The organism is Bradyrhizobium sp. Rc2d (assembly GCF_900099855.1).
Taxonomy (GTDB): domain Bacteria; phylum Pseudomonadota; class Alphaproteobacteria; order Rhizobiales; family Xanthobacteraceae; genus Bradyrhizobium.
Genome location: NZ_FNCU01000010.1, coordinates 115,087 through 130,629, shown reverse-complemented (window position 1 = coordinate 130,629; position 15,543 = coordinate 115,087). Strand labels below are relative to the sequence as shown.

At 62.9% G+C, this 15,543-nt stretch carries 18 protein-coding genes; 13 read left to right on the top strand and 5 right to left on the bottom strand.

Annotated features, from left to right (window positions below; all coding sequences use genetic code 11):
- The first annotated feature begins 35 nt into the window (after positions 1–35).
- From BLV07_RS15215 to BLV07_RS15190, 6 genes are all read left to right on the top strand, one after another.
- Positions 36–857, top strand: coding sequence for a 3'(2'),5'-bisphosphate nucleotidase CysQ (locus BLV07_RS15215; protein ID WP_091886923.1), 822 nt, complete (start codon positions 36–38; stop codon positions 855–857).
- 61 nt (positions 858–918) lie between these two features.
- Positions 919–1,161 (top strand): DUF4170 domain-containing protein, encoded by a 243-nt coding sequence (locus tag BLV07_RS15210; RefSeq protein WP_091886920.1) that lies wholly within the window; start codon positions 919–921, stop codon positions 1,159–1,161.
- Complete coding sequence (locus BLV07_RS15205) at positions 1,158–1,871, top strand: lysophospholipid acyltransferase family protein (protein ID WP_091886918.1); 714 nt, start codon at positions 1,158–1,160, stop codon at positions 1,869–1,871. The genes BLV07_RS15210 and BLV07_RS15205 overlap by 4 nt, the downstream gene beginning before the upstream one ends.
- A complete protein-coding gene (locus BLV07_RS15200) occupies positions 1,834–3,168 on the top strand; it encodes a 3-deoxy-D-manno-octulosonic acid transferase (protein WP_091886915.1) in 1,335 nt (444 codons plus the stop codon). Before BLV07_RS15205 ends, BLV07_RS15200 begins: the two co-directional genes overlap by 38 nt.
- A complete protein-coding gene (gene lpxK / locus BLV07_RS15195) occupies positions 3,161–4,177 on the top strand; it encodes a tetraacyldisaccharide 4'-kinase (protein ID WP_091886912.1) in 1,017 nt (338 codons plus the stop codon). Before BLV07_RS15200 ends, lpxK begins: the two co-directional genes overlap by 8 nt.
- A gap of 259 nt (positions 4,178–4,436) precedes the next feature.
- Positions 4,437–4,772 carry a GYD domain-containing protein gene (locus tag BLV07_RS15190; RefSeq protein WP_091886909.1) on the top strand — a complete coding sequence of 112 codons (336 nt, stop codon included), beginning with the start codon at positions 4,437–4,439 and terminating at the stop codon, positions 4,770–4,772.
- 972 nt (positions 4,773–5,744) lie between these two features.
- Here the strand turns inward: BLV07_RS15190 and BLV07_RS15180 are convergent.
- The 3 genes from BLV07_RS15180 to BLV07_RS15170 are packed head-to-tail and all read right to left on the bottom strand — an operon-like array spanning position 5,745 to position 7,956.
- Entirely contained in the window at positions 5,745–6,122 is a 378-nt protein-coding gene (locus BLV07_RS15180; RefSeq protein WP_244551119.1) for a TadE/TadG family type IV pilus assembly protein, read from the bottom strand.
- Positions 6,119–6,622, bottom strand: coding sequence for a TadE/TadG family type IV pilus assembly protein (locus BLV07_RS15175; protein WP_244551118.1), 504 nt, complete (start codon positions 6,620–6,622; stop codon positions 6,119–6,121). The genes BLV07_RS15180 and BLV07_RS15175 overlap by 4 nt, the downstream gene beginning before the upstream one ends.
- A gap of 11 nt (positions 6,623–6,633) precedes the next feature.
- Positions 6,634–7,956, bottom strand: a complete 1,323-nt coding sequence (locus BLV07_RS15170) for a pilus assembly protein TadG-related protein (RefSeq protein WP_091886900.1) — start codon at positions 7,954–7,956, stop codon at positions 6,634–6,636.
- A 158-nt stretch (positions 7,957–8,114) separates the two neighbouring features.
- Between BLV07_RS15170 and BLV07_RS15165 the strand changes: the two genes are divergently transcribed.
- Complete coding sequence (locus BLV07_RS15165) at positions 8,115–8,438, top strand: hypothetical protein (RefSeq protein WP_091886897.1); 324 nt, start codon at positions 8,115–8,117, stop codon at positions 8,436–8,438.
- Positions 8,439–8,454: 16 nt separating this feature from the next.
- Here the strand turns inward: BLV07_RS15165 and BLV07_RS15160 are convergent, their stop codons facing one another.
- The gene (locus BLV07_RS15160; protein WP_091886894.1) at positions 8,455–8,682 is read right to left on the bottom strand and encodes a DUF2093 domain-containing protein; all 228 of its coding nucleotides are present in this window, start codon (positions 8,680–8,682) and stop codon (positions 8,455–8,457) included.
- Positions 8,683–8,859: 177 nt separating this feature from the next.
- Here BLV07_RS15160 and BLV07_RS15155 point away from each other — a divergent pair, with 177 nt between their 5' ends.
- Both BLV07_RS15155 and BLV07_RS15150 read left to right on the top strand, forming a co-directional pair.
- A complete protein-coding gene (locus BLV07_RS15155) occupies positions 8,860–9,684 on the top strand; it encodes a dienelactone hydrolase family protein (RefSeq protein WP_176945550.1) in 825 nt (274 codons plus the stop codon).
- A 226-nt stretch (positions 9,685–9,910) separates the two neighbouring features.
- Positions 9,911–10,060, top strand: a complete 150-nt coding sequence (locus tag BLV07_RS15150) for a hypothetical protein (protein WP_176945549.1) — start codon at positions 9,911–9,913, stop codon at positions 10,058–10,060.
- A gap of 295 nt (positions 10,061–10,355) precedes the next feature.
- Here BLV07_RS15150 and xseA read toward each other — a convergent pair whose 3' ends face one another.
- The gene (xseA, locus tag BLV07_RS15145) at positions 10,356–11,978 is read right to left on the bottom strand and encodes an exodeoxyribonuclease VII large subunit (RefSeq protein WP_176945559.1); all 1,623 of its coding nucleotides are present in this window, start codon (positions 11,976–11,978) and stop codon (positions 10,356–10,358) included.
- Between the two features lie 137 nt (positions 11,979–12,115).
- On the opposite strand from xseA, the gene BLV07_RS15140 reads away from it, so the two are divergent.
- The 4 genes from BLV07_RS15140 to BLV07_RS15125 all read left to right on the top strand — a co-directional run bounded on the left by BLV07_RS15140 (position 12,116) and on the right by BLV07_RS15125 (position 14,912).
- Positions 12,116–13,126 (top strand): alpha/beta hydrolase, encoded by a 1,011-nt coding sequence (locus tag BLV07_RS15140; protein WP_176945548.1) that lies wholly within the window; start codon positions 12,116–12,118, stop codon positions 13,124–13,126.
- Positions 13,123–13,677 carry a hypothetical protein gene (locus BLV07_RS15135; RefSeq protein WP_091886882.1) on the top strand — a complete coding sequence of 185 codons (555 nt, stop codon included), beginning with the start codon at positions 13,123–13,125 and terminating at the stop codon, positions 13,675–13,677. The genes BLV07_RS15140 and BLV07_RS15135 overlap by 4 nt, the downstream gene beginning before the upstream one ends.
- 4 nt (positions 13,678–13,681) lie before the next feature.
- Positions 13,682–13,981, top strand: a complete 300-nt coding sequence (locus BLV07_RS15130; RefSeq protein WP_091886877.1) for a winged helix-turn-helix domain-containing protein — start codon at positions 13,682–13,684, stop codon at positions 13,979–13,981.
- 373 nt (positions 13,982–14,354) lie between these two features.
- Positions 14,355–14,912, top strand: a complete 558-nt coding sequence (locus tag BLV07_RS15125; RefSeq protein WP_176945547.1) for a deaminase — start codon at positions 14,355–14,357, stop codon at positions 14,910–14,912.
- Positions 14,913–15,543 lie beyond the last annotated feature (631 nt).

Below are 15,543 nucleotides of genomic sequence, written 5' to 3'. Positions count from 1 at the left end.
AGAGGTGATTCCCAAACGCGGCCTCATTGAACCAAATGGCCTCACCCAATAACCCTGCTCTCATAGACGACAATATCCTTGTACGCGACGCGGCGCTGCTGAAGGACGCGGTGCGAGACGCGGGCGCGCTGGCGCAATCGATGTTCCGCACCGAGCTGAAGAAGTGGATCAAGGGCGTATCCTCGCCGGTGTCCGAAGCCGATATCGCGGTCAACGATCTGCTCGAAGCGCGCTTGCGTGCTGCGAGGCCCGATTATGGCTGGCTGTCCGAGGAGAGCGCCGACGATGCGGCACGGCTGTCGCGGCGGCTGACCTGGATCGTCGATCCCATCGACGGCACGCGCAATTATCTGGGCGGCCATGACGATTGGTGCGTCAGTGTCGCGCTGGTCGAGGACGCCTCGCCGGTGCTTGCCGCGGTGTTCGCGCCGTCGCGCGATGAGTTCTTCTTCGCGGTCCGCGGCGAGGGCACGACGCTCAACGGCGAGCCGGTGCGGACGACGTCCGGGTCCGAGCTCGACTTCGCCCGTGTCGCCGGCCCGAAGCCGCTGGTCGAACGGCTGAAGCCCTCGCTTGGCGAAATCAAGCTGCATCCGCGAATCGGCTCGCTCGCGCTGCGTCTGTGCCGGGTCGCCCACGGCGCGCTGGATGCGGCTTTTGCGGGCGGCAATAGCCATGATTGGGATCTTGCGGCGGCCGATTTGATCGTGCAGGAAGCGGATGGTAAGATGAGTGACCTCTCCGGAGAACCCATCCTCTATAACCGCCGGGAAGTGGCGCACGGGGTGCTGGTGGCAGCGGGACGCGATCGTCATGCGGGCATTGTCGCGCTTTTTCGAAACCGTCCCTTAGCCTAAAGCGCTTTCGTCGTGCTTGTCGAACACTGCTTTGCCGGGCAGCCCGTTAGGAAGAGAACCCATGCCAGATAGTGCCCCGCAACAACTGCTTCACCTCGTCATCGGTGGCGAGCTCGTCGATCTCGAGCACAACACCTTCAAGAACCTCGACGACGTCGACATCGTCGGCATCTATCCGAACTATGCCACCGCGCACGCGGCTTGGCGGGCCAAGGCGCAGAGCACGGTCGACAACGCGCAGATGCGCTATTTCATCGTCCATCTCCACCGGCTGCTCGACCCCAATCAAGAACCGGCGCGTTGAAAAAACTGCTTCGCAATACGCTGCGAAGCAGCTGGTTTCAGCGTGCCGTCGGGGTCCTGGCGGCCGAATATCTGCGTCTGGTCTGGTGGACCAACAAGTTCACGTTCGATCCGGCTGACGTCTATGACCTCGTCGAGCCGCAGATCCCGGCGATCTTCGCCTTCTGGCACGGCCAGCATTTCCTCACCCCCTTCATCAAGAACAAGGATTGGTACCGGGCCAAGGTGCTGATCTCCCGTCATCGCGACGGCGAGTTCAATGCCATCGCCGCCGAGCGGCTCGGCATCGGTACCATCCGCGGTTCTGGCGATCACGGCGGTGCCTTCCACCGCAAGGGCGGGGTCGGCGCCTTCAAGGAAATGGTGCGGACGCTCCAGGACGGCTGTAATGTCGCACTGACCGCCGATGTCCCCAAACGCTCGCGCGTGGCCGGGCTCGGCATCATCATGCTGGCACGGGAATCGGGGCGGCCGATCATGCCTTTCGCAATGGCGACCAGCCGCTTCATCCGGCTCAAGAACTGGGACCGCACCACCATCAATTTGCCATTCGGGCGCGGCGCATTGGTCGGCATCAAGGAGATCCACGTTCCGCCGGATGCCGACGCAGCCACCATGGAAGCGCTGCGGCTGGAGTTGGAGGAGACGTTGAACGAGGCGACCCGCCGCGCCTATGCGCAACTCGGCCGCCCGGGACCGGAAGATGTCTGACCCGCTGCCGATGACGCTGCGAATGTATCGCCGGCTGGCCTCCGGCCTGGTGCCGCTCGCGCCCGCGCTGATCAAGCGGCGATTGAAGCAGGGCAAGGAGGATCCCGCGCGCGTCGGCGAGCGGCGGGGCTTGTCGCGGGACGTGCGGCCACATGGCCCGCTGGTCTGGATCCACGGCGCCAGCGTCGGCGAGGTTCTGGCCGCGGCGGCGCTGGTCGAGCGACTGCGCGATCTCAATCTGCGCATCCTGCTCACTTCCGGCACCGTCACCTCGGCGGCCGTGGTGGCGAAGCGCTTCCCGCCCGACGTCATTCATCAATACGTGCCGTATGATTCCCCGCGCTATGTCGCGCGCTTCCTCGACCATTGGAGGCCATCGCTGGCGCTGTTCATCGAATCCGACCTGTGGCCGAACCTGATCCTCGCCGGCGCGGCGCGCCGGGTGCCGATGGTGCTGATCAACGGGCGGATGTCGTCGCGCTCCTTCCCGCGCTGGCGGCGCATGCATGGCACCATCTCGGCGCTGCTGTCGCGCTTCGACATTTGTCTTGCACAATCGCAGACGGATGCTGAGCGTTTTGCCGCGCTCGGCGGCCGCGACGTCCTCACGACGGGCAATCTCAAGCTCGACGTGCCGGCGCCGCCGGCCGATCCCGCCAGGCTCGAACGGCTGATGGCCATGACGCGCGGGCGTCCCATCATCGTCGCGGCCTCGACCCATCCGGGCGAGGACGAGATGCTGATCGCGGCACATCGCAGCCTCGCCGGTTTCTTCCCGCAGCTCTTGACCGTGATCGTGCCGCGCCATCCGGATCGCGGCCCCTCGATCGCGGCCCAGATCACGGCCTCGGGCCTGAAGCCGGCATTGCGCTCGCGCGAGGAACTGCCGACGGCGACGACCGACGTCTATGTTGCCGACACCATGGGCGAGCTCGGCCTGTTCTATCGCCTTTCGCCGATCGTCTTCATGGGCGGATCGCTGATCCATCACGGCGGCCAGAATCCGATCGAGGCGATCAAGCTCGGTGCCGCCATCGTCCACGGCCCGCACGTCTTCAACTTTACTGACGTCTACGAGGCGCTCGACAACAGCGGCGGTGCGCGCCAGGCCGACACGCAAGAGGCGCTGGTCAAGCAGCTCGGCCAATTGCTGGCTGATCCGACCATGCGCGACAAGATGCAGCGCGCGGGCTCAGGCGTGGTCGAGCAGCTCGGCGGCGCGCTCGATCGCACCATGACTGCGCTTGAGCCCTATCTGTTGCAGCTGCGGATCGAGATGGGGGCCGCCAATGCGTGAGCCGGCCTTCTGGTACCGGCCACGTTCCCCGCAGTCGTATGTCCTTAGTCCTCTGGGCGCGCTCTACGGCGCGATTACGGCGCGCCGCATGGCGCGCCAGGGCTTTGACGCCGGCATTCCCGTGATCTGCGTCGGCAACTACCATGTCGGCGGTGCCGGCAAGACGCCGACCGTGCTGGCGCTGACCAAGCTCCTGCGCGAGCTCGGTGAAACCCCGGTGGTGCTCAGCCGCGGCTATGGCGGAAGCCTGAAGGGGCCGGTGATGGTCGACCGGATGCGCCACACCGCTGCCGACGTCGGCGACGAGCCGCTGATGATGGCGCGCGAGGTCCCTGTCGTGGTCGCGCGCGATCGCCTCGACGGCGTCGCGCTGGCGAAGTCGCAAGGCGCTACCGTGATCCTGATGGACGACGGCTTCCAGAACCCGAGCCTGCTCAAGGACGCCTCGCTGATCGTGATCGACAGCGAGCGTGGCCTCGGCAACAGCATGGTGTTTCCCGCCGGTCCCTTGCGCGCGCCACTGCAGGCACAGCTCGCGCGCACCGATGCGCTGGTCCTGATCGGCGACGGCCGTGCCGCGAACGATGTCGCGGCCGAGCTTGCCAAGCGCGACAAGCCGGAGCTGCGCGCGCGGCTGAAGGCGGATGCGGCCTTGCTCGCGCAGCTCCTTGGCAAGCGGGTTTTCGCCTTCGCCGGCATCGGCGATCCCGAGCGCTTCTTCCGCAGCTTGCGCGCCAGCGGCGTCGACGTCGCGCGCGCGCGTTCCTTCGCCGATCACCACATGTTCTCGGAGAACGAGCTCGCCGCACTTGCGGCTGAGGCCCGGCGCGAGCAGCTCACGCTGGTGACCACGGAGAAGGATCTCGCGCGTTTGCGCGGCCGCGCGGGCGTGCCTGATAACATCGTGCCGTTCGCCGTCCAGCTTGAGTTCGACGATCCGGCAAAGCTGCGGCAGTTGATCAGCGATCATCTGTACAAGGCGCGCGAGTGGCGCTTCAGCGCGCGTTGATTTCGTGCGTTAGGCAAGCGTCTCTGCCGTAGCCCCAAAAGCGAAGTGTAACGGTCGACGAATTCTCTTCCGCACGTTTGGGACTTGATGTAGCCTTTCATGAGAGCCGTCACCGGGACGTGCCGAACTCCCGGCAATCATCGGCGGCGTTTATGCCCACGGCGGGCACTATCTTCATCATTTCAGATGCGACGTCCGCAACGACGAGTTCGGGGCGGCAGCGAAAGTTATTTCCAAGAGTCACAGAGGAGAACATGCCATGCATTTTTGCCTCACCGGACAATACACACAACGCTCTCTCACGGCCATTTTGGAAAACCCCACGACCGATCGCCAGGAAGCGGCTCGAAAACTCATCGAAGCGGCCGGCGGAAGGCTGATCTCGATGTACAGCGTTGCAACCGACGGCCCCGGCGTTTTGGTGATTTTCGACGTGCCTGACCCGAGTGCGGCTCCCGCCATTTCCGGCCTGACCGTCGCGTTGGGCACCCTGCAGAATGTGAAACTGACTCGACTGTTCACGCAGGAAGAGATCAAGCAGGTCCGCCAGAACGCGGCAAAGCTGCGTTCTTCGTATACCCCGCCTGGAAGCTGACATCCGGATCTGAAGCGAAGCCGCCGCAGCACCAAGCGGCGGCAACGCTCGTCACAGCAACAATCAAATCTGCAAGCCGAGAAGGGCCTTTCGGCGTCCATTGACTGACAATGAGATGCGGCGCGTGCCGCGTCCGGCGCCATACGCCGACCGAACTTGCTTGCCAGCGGCATCGGCAACAGCCTGGATCGCGGTGCAGCATTCAGTCACGCTCACCACGCCCCGATGGCGATCAATCCGATAATGGTCAGGCATGAGGCGCAGGCTACCATCACAGTATAGCATTCGGGTGTATTCATCGCTACCTCCCAAGCTGCAATTTGCTCGGTCATCGCTACGCGGGAGAGATCGTAGTCCTGGAGCCGCTTCAATTCGGCATGCCGCAATCGGTCTTGCGCTGCGCGTCCGTCCTCTCATCGTCACCCCGATCCGCGGGCGGATAGTGCGCTTCGTGAGCTTCAGAGCGTTGGGCTGAGATCAGAAGCTGTTTCCGCATTTCAGCGAGGCGGGCGCGACAATATTCACGATAGAGCATGTCGAATATGGTGGGCATGATTCACCCCCATCGTTTGACCCTGATTTACAGATATTCCACCGCGAATTTTCGAGGTGATCGTAGCCCGCCAGATGGCTCTTCGATATGAGCCCGTTCACAGACTGCGCCAATTCCAAAGCTCGATCGCCGTTTGGCTGACTTGATTGTCTGCGCGATAAAAAGAGCAGGGCTAATTACCTAACACGCAATATAGCAGCCCTTTGTTTCACCAAGACTTCGTCAAACAACTTAAGAGCGCCGATCTGCAACAAAGAATCCAACTACAGCGCGAAATGACAAACTACGGAGTGCAAGCACCGTTCGATGCAACGTCGGATCGGAACGATTGCGGGAGGGCGAGCCGCGCACAAGGCGCGGGAACGGCGGTTCAGCGCACGATGATTCCGTAGGGGCGGCAAGGCGATCCACCCACGACCTCAACTCGGAAAGCATGCCCGGGCGGTCAGCGTCACCGGGGCGAGATTGAGAATCTCCGGAAACGTAAATGCATAACTCGCGCTTACCTCATTGCCGCATGCTGACGTGGAAAAGGTGAATGTGTCCGCAGGGAGCGTGAGGCCGAACGCCTGCTGGGCAGCGTAGCTCGTTATGGCGCTGCTGCTTGGGCAGAGCGTGGTGTTGACGGTTGCGCAACGCGCCGCCATTTCGCTCCCATGCTGGATCCCCAGCTGAGTCCAGAACAGCAGCCCGCATTCGATGATCCCAAATATGAACAGGAAGAACGCGGGAGCGGTTAGCGCAAATTCCAGCGCCGACGCGCCCCGATTGTCGTGCCACAATGCCGTGAGTTTCACTGCAGCCTCGCAGTGGACTGCGCACTATAAGTATATGTGGCCGCCACGATCTGGTAATCGATGAGCGTATAGTAGGTCGCTCGCGCCGAGACCGTCGTATATGTTCCAGCCTGCGCACCGCCGGTGCAGGTCGTCCCGCAAGTGACAGTGCTAACTCCCGCGCTCGTTGGGCATCCGCAAAATTGGACCGGCGCAGGCGAAGCAGTGATGTCCGTGGCGTTGGTGGCGCTCGTTACGGCGTTCGAAATGCCGCTCGTGTCAAAGCCGCGCGCAATTGCATATTGCGCTCCCGCTTGTGCGGCATTTTCGACCTGCATCTTGCGATAGAGTGCAAGCCCGATGTCTGTCACCGACACGACCATCAGAGACAGTATCGGGATCAAGATGCCGAATTCGGCGGCCGCGACGCCGCGTTTGTCGCCGATAGCGGCGCGCACGTGCCCCGTTAGAGAATGAAGTAATCGACGGCAGTGCTTGGATGAGAAGTTCTGGATTTGCATTGGTCCAAACCTCATTCGATGAGCTGCGCGGTTTGCGAACCTATCGTCGCGGTGCCGAGCGCGGTACAATTGACCTGGAGGTTCGACGTGCCGCTGAACGTCAGCGTATCCGCGATGATTTTGGTGCAGGATGTGCTCGTGCCGTTGCCGCCACTGAAGCTGAGATTGGCCTTTGGCAGGTAGATGGCACCGCCGAAGTTTTGTGTGCTGCCGCCGGTGAGATTGAAAGCAGTCCCGGCCGGCATATTGCGATCGCCGTACATGACGATGCCTTTTGTGGCGCCGCTGGTCGGCGCCGTCAGGTCGACGGTCGCGTTGCTGCCGATTGAAGCGGTGCCCCAGTTGCTTCCCGAGCCGGTAAACACAAGGGTTACGCCGCTGCCCGTGATGGTGGCGTTTCCAGCGACGCTCAAGCTTGCCCCGTCCAGATAATAGATGCCTGGATTGAGGTTCAGGACTGCGCCGGCATTGACCGTGATGCTGCCCGTGTAGCAGCCGGGGTCGAGCGATGTTGTCTTTCCATTGGAGTTGACCACTATCTTGCCGTTGGTGCAACTCGGCTTCGCGGGGGGAGAGACGTTGGCGTAGGGGTCGGCGACGGGCGATATGTGCGTCTTGACACCGTTGGTCGCCGTGATGCTGCTCGCGCCGGAGACGTCGCCAACCACTCCGACCTGATTTGCAGCGACCGTGGCGCTGCCGGCAACGTTGAGCGAGGGGCTTGCACTCGAGTTGCTGTAAAGGTTGCACTTGATCAAGTTGAGCTGGTTGCCGCCGCTGACGTTGACGGCGGGACTTGCGCTCGAGTTGAGCGCAAGTACGCAGCCTGTCCCGGAATTGGGCAGGGCGACAGAGCGTGCGGTTATGAGGACAGGATCCGAGCCGAACAAGGCTGATAGCAGCCGCTGTTGCGGTTGACTCACGATGACTTCGATGGCCTGCGAATTCGATGCATGATTGCCTGTCTTCGGCGGCTGGTTCACCGCGACCGTGACGTTGTTCGCCCCGTTCGCGTAACCGTAGTTTGCCGTAACCGCTTTGGCTTCGGACGAGGGGTCGGTCCCTGCACTCGCCGCTGTTGCAGCGCTGACCGCGCCAGAGTCAGCCGCGCTCTGCATGTTCTTGTGTTTGTAGTACCACCAGCCCACTTCCGTGCCGAGCCCTGCTGTGCCGACCAGGACCGGCATCAGCAGCGCCGAAATGATCACATAGCTGCCCGACTGATCGCGGGCGAATCGTTCAAGCAGGCTAACCGCCCGCTCGCGCCGACGGACATGTCGCTCTGGGCCCAATGGTGCATCGAACGAACGGCTGCAAAGTCTCCGGGTGTCCATGTGCGTCCTGCCCGCTTGCCACTTTTTCCCGTGGCAATGTGCTGCAGACCGACTTAAACCGGCCCCAACGGAAACGAGACAATTTTAAACATCAGCTGACATTCAGCCGGCATTCATGGCCGCGCTCCTATCGATATAGCTCCGATCAGGAGAATTCGATGAAACTGCGGTCCGCGATCATTGCCGTCAGCCTCACCTGTCTGCCGGTTTTGCCCGCCCTTGCTCAGACCCCCTCGCCGCCGCCTGCGGCCGCTCCGGCAAATCCGACAAGTGCGGTGCCGGTTCCCGCGACCAAGCGCGTCACGTGCCTCGCCACGACGCAAAACCTGAAGGGACAGGATAAACGCGACCAGCTGCAGCTCTGCATGGCGCAGGCGCGGTTCGATTGCCTCAAGCAGGCGATCGATCAGAAGATCGTCGGCGAGGCCCGCAAGACTTTCATCAAGACCTGCGTGGGCGCGGATGGCACCGAGCAACAATAGCCGCGCGGGCGCGGCCTTATCCCTGCGGCTTCGGCGCGCCAGGGAAATGCCGCTGGAGCACGGCGGCAGGCGTGGCGTAGGCTTCCTGCAGATCCACGCTCCAGTATTTCAATTCGTCGAGCGGGATGCGCGTGTCGGTGATCGCGCAGCGCACATAGGTCCCCGGCGAGATCACGCGGAAGTCGCCGTCGAGATATTGCACCTGCGCTTCGCCGTGGCCCGAGGGGCCGAACTTGTTCAGCACGGTCGAAAGTCTCCGTGGAAGGCCTCTCCGTGGAAAATCCTTGGAGGGCACGATGTGTCGGGCTGGATGTAGCATAGATAGGGTGGCTTGTCCGCCCGGTAAACCCACTGGTTTGTGATGTTTTGGCGCCGTTTCCGCGTGGTAGTGCTTGGACGAAGGGTCTTGACGCCGAGTCCGATGCGCCTTCGAGTGACCGCCTTGTTCCTGACGCTCCTGATGTCGGCCGCGCACGCTGCGCCTGTGCCGCAGCAGGTCGACATCCCGCTGTCGTCGGGCGTCCTGCATGCGCAGCTCTACAAGCCCGAGGGCGAGGGGCCGTTTCCGGCCGTGATCGCGCTGCATGGCTGCGGCGGGCTCAGTGGCCATTCCGATTCCGTCCTGCCGCGTTATCGCGACTGGGCCGAGCGGCTGCTTAGGGCCGGCAATGCGGTGCTGCTGCCTGACAGCTACGGCTCGCGCGAGCTCGGGCCGCAATGTCGCGTCAAGGAGATGCACGTCAAGGCGCGGCGCGAACGCGTCACCGACATTGCGGCGTCACGCGCCTGGCTGATGAAGCAGAGCTGGGTGGCGCGCGACCGCGTCAGCCTGATCGGCTGGGCCAACGGCGCCAGCGCACTGCTGTGGGCCGTGCGGCCGCAGAGCGCGGCGCGCGATTTGGGCCCGGATTTTCGCGCCGCGGTCGCCTTCTATCCCGATTGCCGGATCTCCGCCGGCCTCGGCTGGAGCACCCGGGTGCCGACCCTGGTGCTGATCGGCGCCGATGACGACGTGTCATCGCCGCCGGCCTGCCGCCAGATGGTGGACGGCGCGCGCGGCCGCAGCGCGCTCGCGCGCATCGTGGTCTATCCCGGCGCCTATCATGATTTCGACCGCGCCAACACGCCGCTGCACGCAGCTGCCGGCGGCACCGACGTGGCCGCGCCCGAGCATGGCCATCTCGGCACCGATGCGCAGGCGCGTGCGGAGTCGCAGAAGGACGTCGCGGAATGGCTGGCGCGGTGAGGATGGTGCCGTAGTTCGTAGCCCGGACTTGTCCCGCCGTAGCTCGGTAGAGCGAAGGCGGAAGCGGGGCTGGCCGAGGAACAACGTCAGGCGAACAGCCCCGCATCGACCACCGCCCTGCACGGACCATGATGGCCGACCGGGAATCTACGGATCGCGCGTGGCGCCGGTTTCAGCATGTCGCGACGCCATCATTCGACCACGATGTCGATTAAACGCATTTCATATGCGCAGCCGTATCGTCCTGCTCTCCTCCGCCGTGATCGTCTTCACCGTCGCGATCTTCCTGTTTGAAGCCCACGCCGGCGCACCACAGCTGGCGCCGGAACATTGCGGCTTCTGGACCACGATCGACGCGGGATTGTCCTGTAGGTAAGGCGGACTGTCGCCACAGTCGTCATTGCGAGCGCAGCGACTTGTCCGCCGAAGCTTTAGCGAAGGCGGAAGCAATCCAGAGTCCCTCTGCGGAAAGATTCTGGATTGCTTCGTCGCAAAGGCTCCTCGCAATGACGAAGTTGTGGCCACACTCGCCGCCACACACGCGCTGTCATCGCCCGGCTTGACCGGGCGATCCAGTACGCCGAGACGTCTGTGGTTCACCGAGAAGCCGCGGCGTACTGGATTCCCCGCATTCGCGGGAAATGACTCCGGCCGGAGTGCTGCCCTCGCGCCTAGAACAAGCTGCCCTGATCCACCGGCTTGGCCACGCGCTTCGGCGCGGGTTTTGCGTCTTGCGCGGCCGGCTTTGGTTGTGAGGGCGCACGCTTCGCCGTCGGTGCCGGGCGGTCCGCATCCGCAGTCGCGGCCACACGACCGTCGGCAAACTCGATCTCGAGCCGTGCATTCGGCCCGACGCTGTCGGCCGCATGCAGGGGGTGGCCGGCTTCATCGCGCACCAATGCAAAGCCGCGCGCGAGCACGCTGCGATAGGACAGCGCGGATAGCAGCTTGCCGCTGTTCTCGACACGCGCATCGAGCCGTTGCAGCAGCGTGACAAGCGCGCGTTGCGCGCGCTCGGCGAGCCGATGCGTGTGCTCGCGCTGGCGGAGAATCGCGTTGCGCTGTGCCTGTGCGTTGGAAAGCTTCGAGGCGCGCAAGCGAACCTCGAGCCCGGCAAAGCGGTCGCGCCGCCGCCGCAGCAGCGAGCGCGCGGACAGGCCGAGCCGCTCGCCGCACACGGTGAGGCGGTGATCGGCCTGCGCGATCTGGCCGTGCAGTACCCGTAGCGTCAGCTTGGCACTCGCCGCCGTAAACCGGCGGAAATGCGCATGCGTGTTGGCCTTGAGGCAGCGGGGCAGGGAGGCCCCCGCCGAATCCAGCCGCTGCCGCGGGATCGCCAGCAAGTCGCCGGCCGCCGGCAGCGCGCGCGCGGCCGCGCGCAACTCGTTGCGCCGGCTTTCTTGGCCGCGCTGCCAGCAGGCGCGGGTGCGCCGTCCGAGATCGGCGACCTCGACGAAGAGGTCGCTGCGCACCGGCACCGCCATCTCGGCCGCCGCCGTCGGCGTCGGCGCGCGCTTATCGGCGACGAAATCGATCAGCGTGATGTCGGTCTCGTGCCCGACCGCCGAGATCAGCGGGATCATGCTGTCGCTAGCTGCCCGAACCACGATCTCCTCGTTGAACGACCAGAGATCCTCCAGCGAGCCGCCGCCGCGCGCGACGATCAACACATCGGGCCGCGGAATCATGCCGCCTTCGGGCAGCGCGTTGAAGCCGCGGATCGCGGCTGCGACCTGCTCGGCCGAGCCTTCGCCCTGCACCTTGACCGGCCACACCAAGACGCGACGGGGAAAGCGGTCCTCCAGCCGATGCAGGATGTCGCGGATGACAGCGCCGGTCGGCGAGGTGACGACGCCGATCACCTCCGGCAGCCAGGGCAAGAGCTGCTTGCGCGCCTGGTCGAACAGGCCTTCGGCGGCAAGCTTCTTCTTGCGCTCCTCCATCAGCGCCATCAGCGCGCCGATGCCGGCCGGCTCCAGCGCCTCGATCACGATCTGGTATTTCGAGGAGCCGGGATAGGTGGTGAGCTTACCGGTGGCGATCACCTCGAGCCCCTCCTGGGGCTTGAAGCGCATCCGGCTATGCACGCCCTTCCAGATCACCGCCTCGATCTTGGCGCTGTCGTCCTTGAGCGCAAAATAGCAATGGCCGGAGGAATGCGGTCCGCGGAAGCCGGAGATCTCGCCGCGGACCCGGACATGGCCAAAGGCGTCCTCGACCGTCCGTTTTAGGGACAGCGAGAGCTCGGAGACGGTGAATTCGGGCGCGTTGAGCAATTGTTCCGCAGGCGGCATCGGCAAACGATTCGGCATTTTGGGGTCAGACCCGACGTTAAGGATTTTCGCGCCGCGGCGCCAATCCCGGGATTGATTGGAAGAGTACTCTGTAATATAGAGTTCTCTATTGATTGATGAGTTTAGGGAGATGAGCCATGGCGATCCAGCTGCTGCGCGGCGTTTTGACCGGCCTGAAATGGGCCTTGTGTGCGGTCGGCGGCGTGGCGCTGATTCTGGGCGCGATGATCGCAACGCCGCTTGAGCGGCCGCCTGAGATGCGATCGGTCTCGGATTCAGCCAAGGGCATCGACTGGTCCACGTTGCCACCGCTCGAACGCTTTCAGGCCCGCGATGGCACCTGGATCGGTTATCGCCACTATGCGCCGAAAGGCCCCGAGACGGGCCGCGGTGCGATCTTCATCCATGGGTCCTCCGGCTCCAGCGGCACCGTCAATCACGCGCTGACCCATGCGATCGCCGCGCGCGGGGTGGAGACCTGGGCGCTGGACATCCGCGGCCATGGCGGCTCCGGCACGCGCGGTGACATCGGCTATGTCGGCCAGCTCGAGGACGACCTCGTCGACTTCGTCGCTCATGTCCGCAGGAACGCGCCCGACCTGCCGCTGACCCTGATCGGCCATTCCGCCGGCGCCGGCTTCTCGCTGCGCGTCGCGGCCACGCCGATCATGCAGGACATGTTTGTCCGCACCGTGCTGCTCGCGCCCTATCTCGGCTATGACGCGCCGACCAACAAGCCGCATTCCGGGGGCTGGGCCAATGCCGATATGCCGCGCTTATTCGGGCTTGCCGCGCTGCGCAAGCTCGGCATCGATTGCTGCGCGCAGCTGCCGGTGCTCGCCCTGGCCGTGCCGCCGGCCTCGGCGAAGTACCTCGTCTCCACCTATTCCGACCGCCTGATGCGCAATTTCGCGACGCGTGGCTATCGCATCGATCTTCCGGCGACGACACGTCCGATCACGATCTTCGGCGCCGCCGAAGACGAGATGATGATCTCGGACAAATATGCCGAGGCCGTGCAGGCCATCAAACCGTCGATCGACGTCAAGATCATCGACGGCATCAACCACATGGGCATCGTCACGAGTCCGAAGGCGATATCGGCGATCGCCGAGGACGTGGCAACGCGTGGAGCAGGACAGTCATGATCGACAGCAAGGAGGCCTCCGCAGCACTGGCCGACATCGACGACATCGTCCAGCGCGTAAAGCAATCCCAGCTCTACGAGCTGGCGAGCCATGCCGCCATCTGGTGGGGCATCCTGGTGTTCGCAGGCAATCTCGTGACCTGGCTCTGGCCGATCTACGCAGTCTACGCCTGGGTCGCGGTCGATGTTCTCGGTGTCGGCGGGCTGGTAGCGCTTCGCCTATTCAATCCGCCGCATCATCCCCACGGAGCAGCCTTCGACATCAGGCTGCTGCTGGTGTTCGCGCTGTTCTTCGCCTTCGGTTACCTCTGCACCAACGTCGTCGGTCATTTCGGCCCGCGCCAGCTGGGGACATTCTGGCCGCTCTATTTCATGCTGTTCTATACGCTGGCGGGCCTGTGGTTCGGCTACGCCTTCGTGGCGATCGGACTCGGCATCGCTGCGCTGACGCTGATCGGCTTCTTCTACATCGGTGGGGCGTTCCCGCTCTGGATGGCCTTCGTGAACGGCGGCGGCCTGATCCTCGGCGGCCTCTGGATGCGGCGGATCTAACGGGATGGCCGCGCTCGACGACATCATCCACCAGCCGCTGCGCCTGAAGATCATGGCGGCGCTGAACGCGCTGCCGCAGTCGACCGGCCTGGAATTCGCGCGGCTGAAGAAGCTCACCGGCGCCACCGACGGCAATCTCGGCGCACATATCGAGACCCTGGCCAAGGCGGGCTATGTCCAGGTGGACAAGGCTTTCGTCGGCAAGAAGCCGCAAACCACGGTCACCGCCACCGCTGCCGGCCGCGGCGCCTTCGCGCGACACGTGACGACGCTGCAGGAGATCATTGCGGGGAAGCAGGGGTAGGCTATCGGCACAACTGGTATAGTTGTCTGGGAGCCGCGAGCTAGCGGCAACAGCATTTAATTTAGAAGACTAGCGAACTTGCGCTCGCATTAGTCGCCTACGTAGGATCTCCTATTTTGCAACACGGAGTTAGAGAGCTTCAGCCAGTTGAGAAATGGCGCTCCCTAGGAGAACCAACGAGTGGGCCAGCAACCTGTTGACAAAATTCAATTCTTCTGACTGCGCCGGAGCCCATGTGTGGCGCGACGATTTGATCGCGGTCGTGTGGTTCTTTTTTAAACTTACGCGTGCAACCTTTGTTGATATATTCAAATCATCGCAAGTACGACTATGGTCCCTTGTCTCTGACCTTGAATGTGGAGTCGGAATCCGAATGACCGACGAAGAATATATGCAAATGGCTATCGACGAAGCCCGGAAGTGCCGTGGCGAGGACAGTAGAGTTCACCCCAAAGTTGGTGCGGTGGCCGTCCTGAAAAGTGGGGAAGTTATCACAGCCCACAGAGGCGAATTGGGCGACGGCGAGCATGCGGAATTTACGATTCTCGAAAGGAAAGCTAAGGACAAGAATTTCGTTGGAGCAACAATCTACACTACCCTTGAGCCGTGCACGCACAGGAATCACCCGAAAGTGCCGTGCGCCGACAGACTGGTGGAGCGTAAGGTCGGGCGTGTCGTTATCGGAATGCTCGATCCGAACCCAATCATCCAAGGGAAGGGGCAAAGTAGACTCCGCGACGCTAACATTGACATAGCAACGTTTCCGGCGCCGCTTGCATCCGAAGTCGAGGATTTGAACCGTGAGTTTCGTCGTGATCAGCAAAAAAAAAGGCGAATTGAGAACGCCAGATGCGGCTCGCTTCAAGACGATCCAATCGCAATCATTGGACACTTGGTATCACTCAATCAATCGGACTTACTGGAACCGTAATTACGATCGTGACGTCAGCAGCATCTTTACGCATTTAGTGGAAGTGATTGGCGGCATGAGCTCGCTTGCGAGCAATAAGCGAAAGGCGGGGATCGAGCCTGAACGTCACATAGCAAAAGCCTTAGCTTGGTGGCTTACGCTTTGTGGCAAACTCGGGATCAAAAGCGTTGAGGAGATGGTTTGGGACAAATTTCCCCATGCTTGCCCGTATTGCCAGCAAGGAGTGCACAATCAAGATATCTGCTCGCAGAAAAAGGCTGAAGGGACTGGTGTTTCTTGGGAGACCCTAGCCCAGCTTGGCAAGACCAAGGAGCGGCCGGCGCGGTTGAGCGCGTGGCAAACGATGTTCCAGCAAATTTACCCAGCCGGCCAGACCGAGGAGTATGGTCCCTCGTTTGCTCGCTTGACAGAAGAGCTTGGAGAACTGGCTGAGGCGGTTCGTATTTTTAAGGCGGAGCCCGGGTACATACTAAGCGAGGCTGCCGATGTCTTTGCTTGGCTTATGCATATTCAGAATATCAGAGACACCAAGCAAGGCGTGTCCGCTTCGCAACGAGGGAACGCACTAGAAAAGGTAATGAGCGAGGCATATCCGACAGGATGTCCAGATTGCAATCAGACGGTCTGCGCT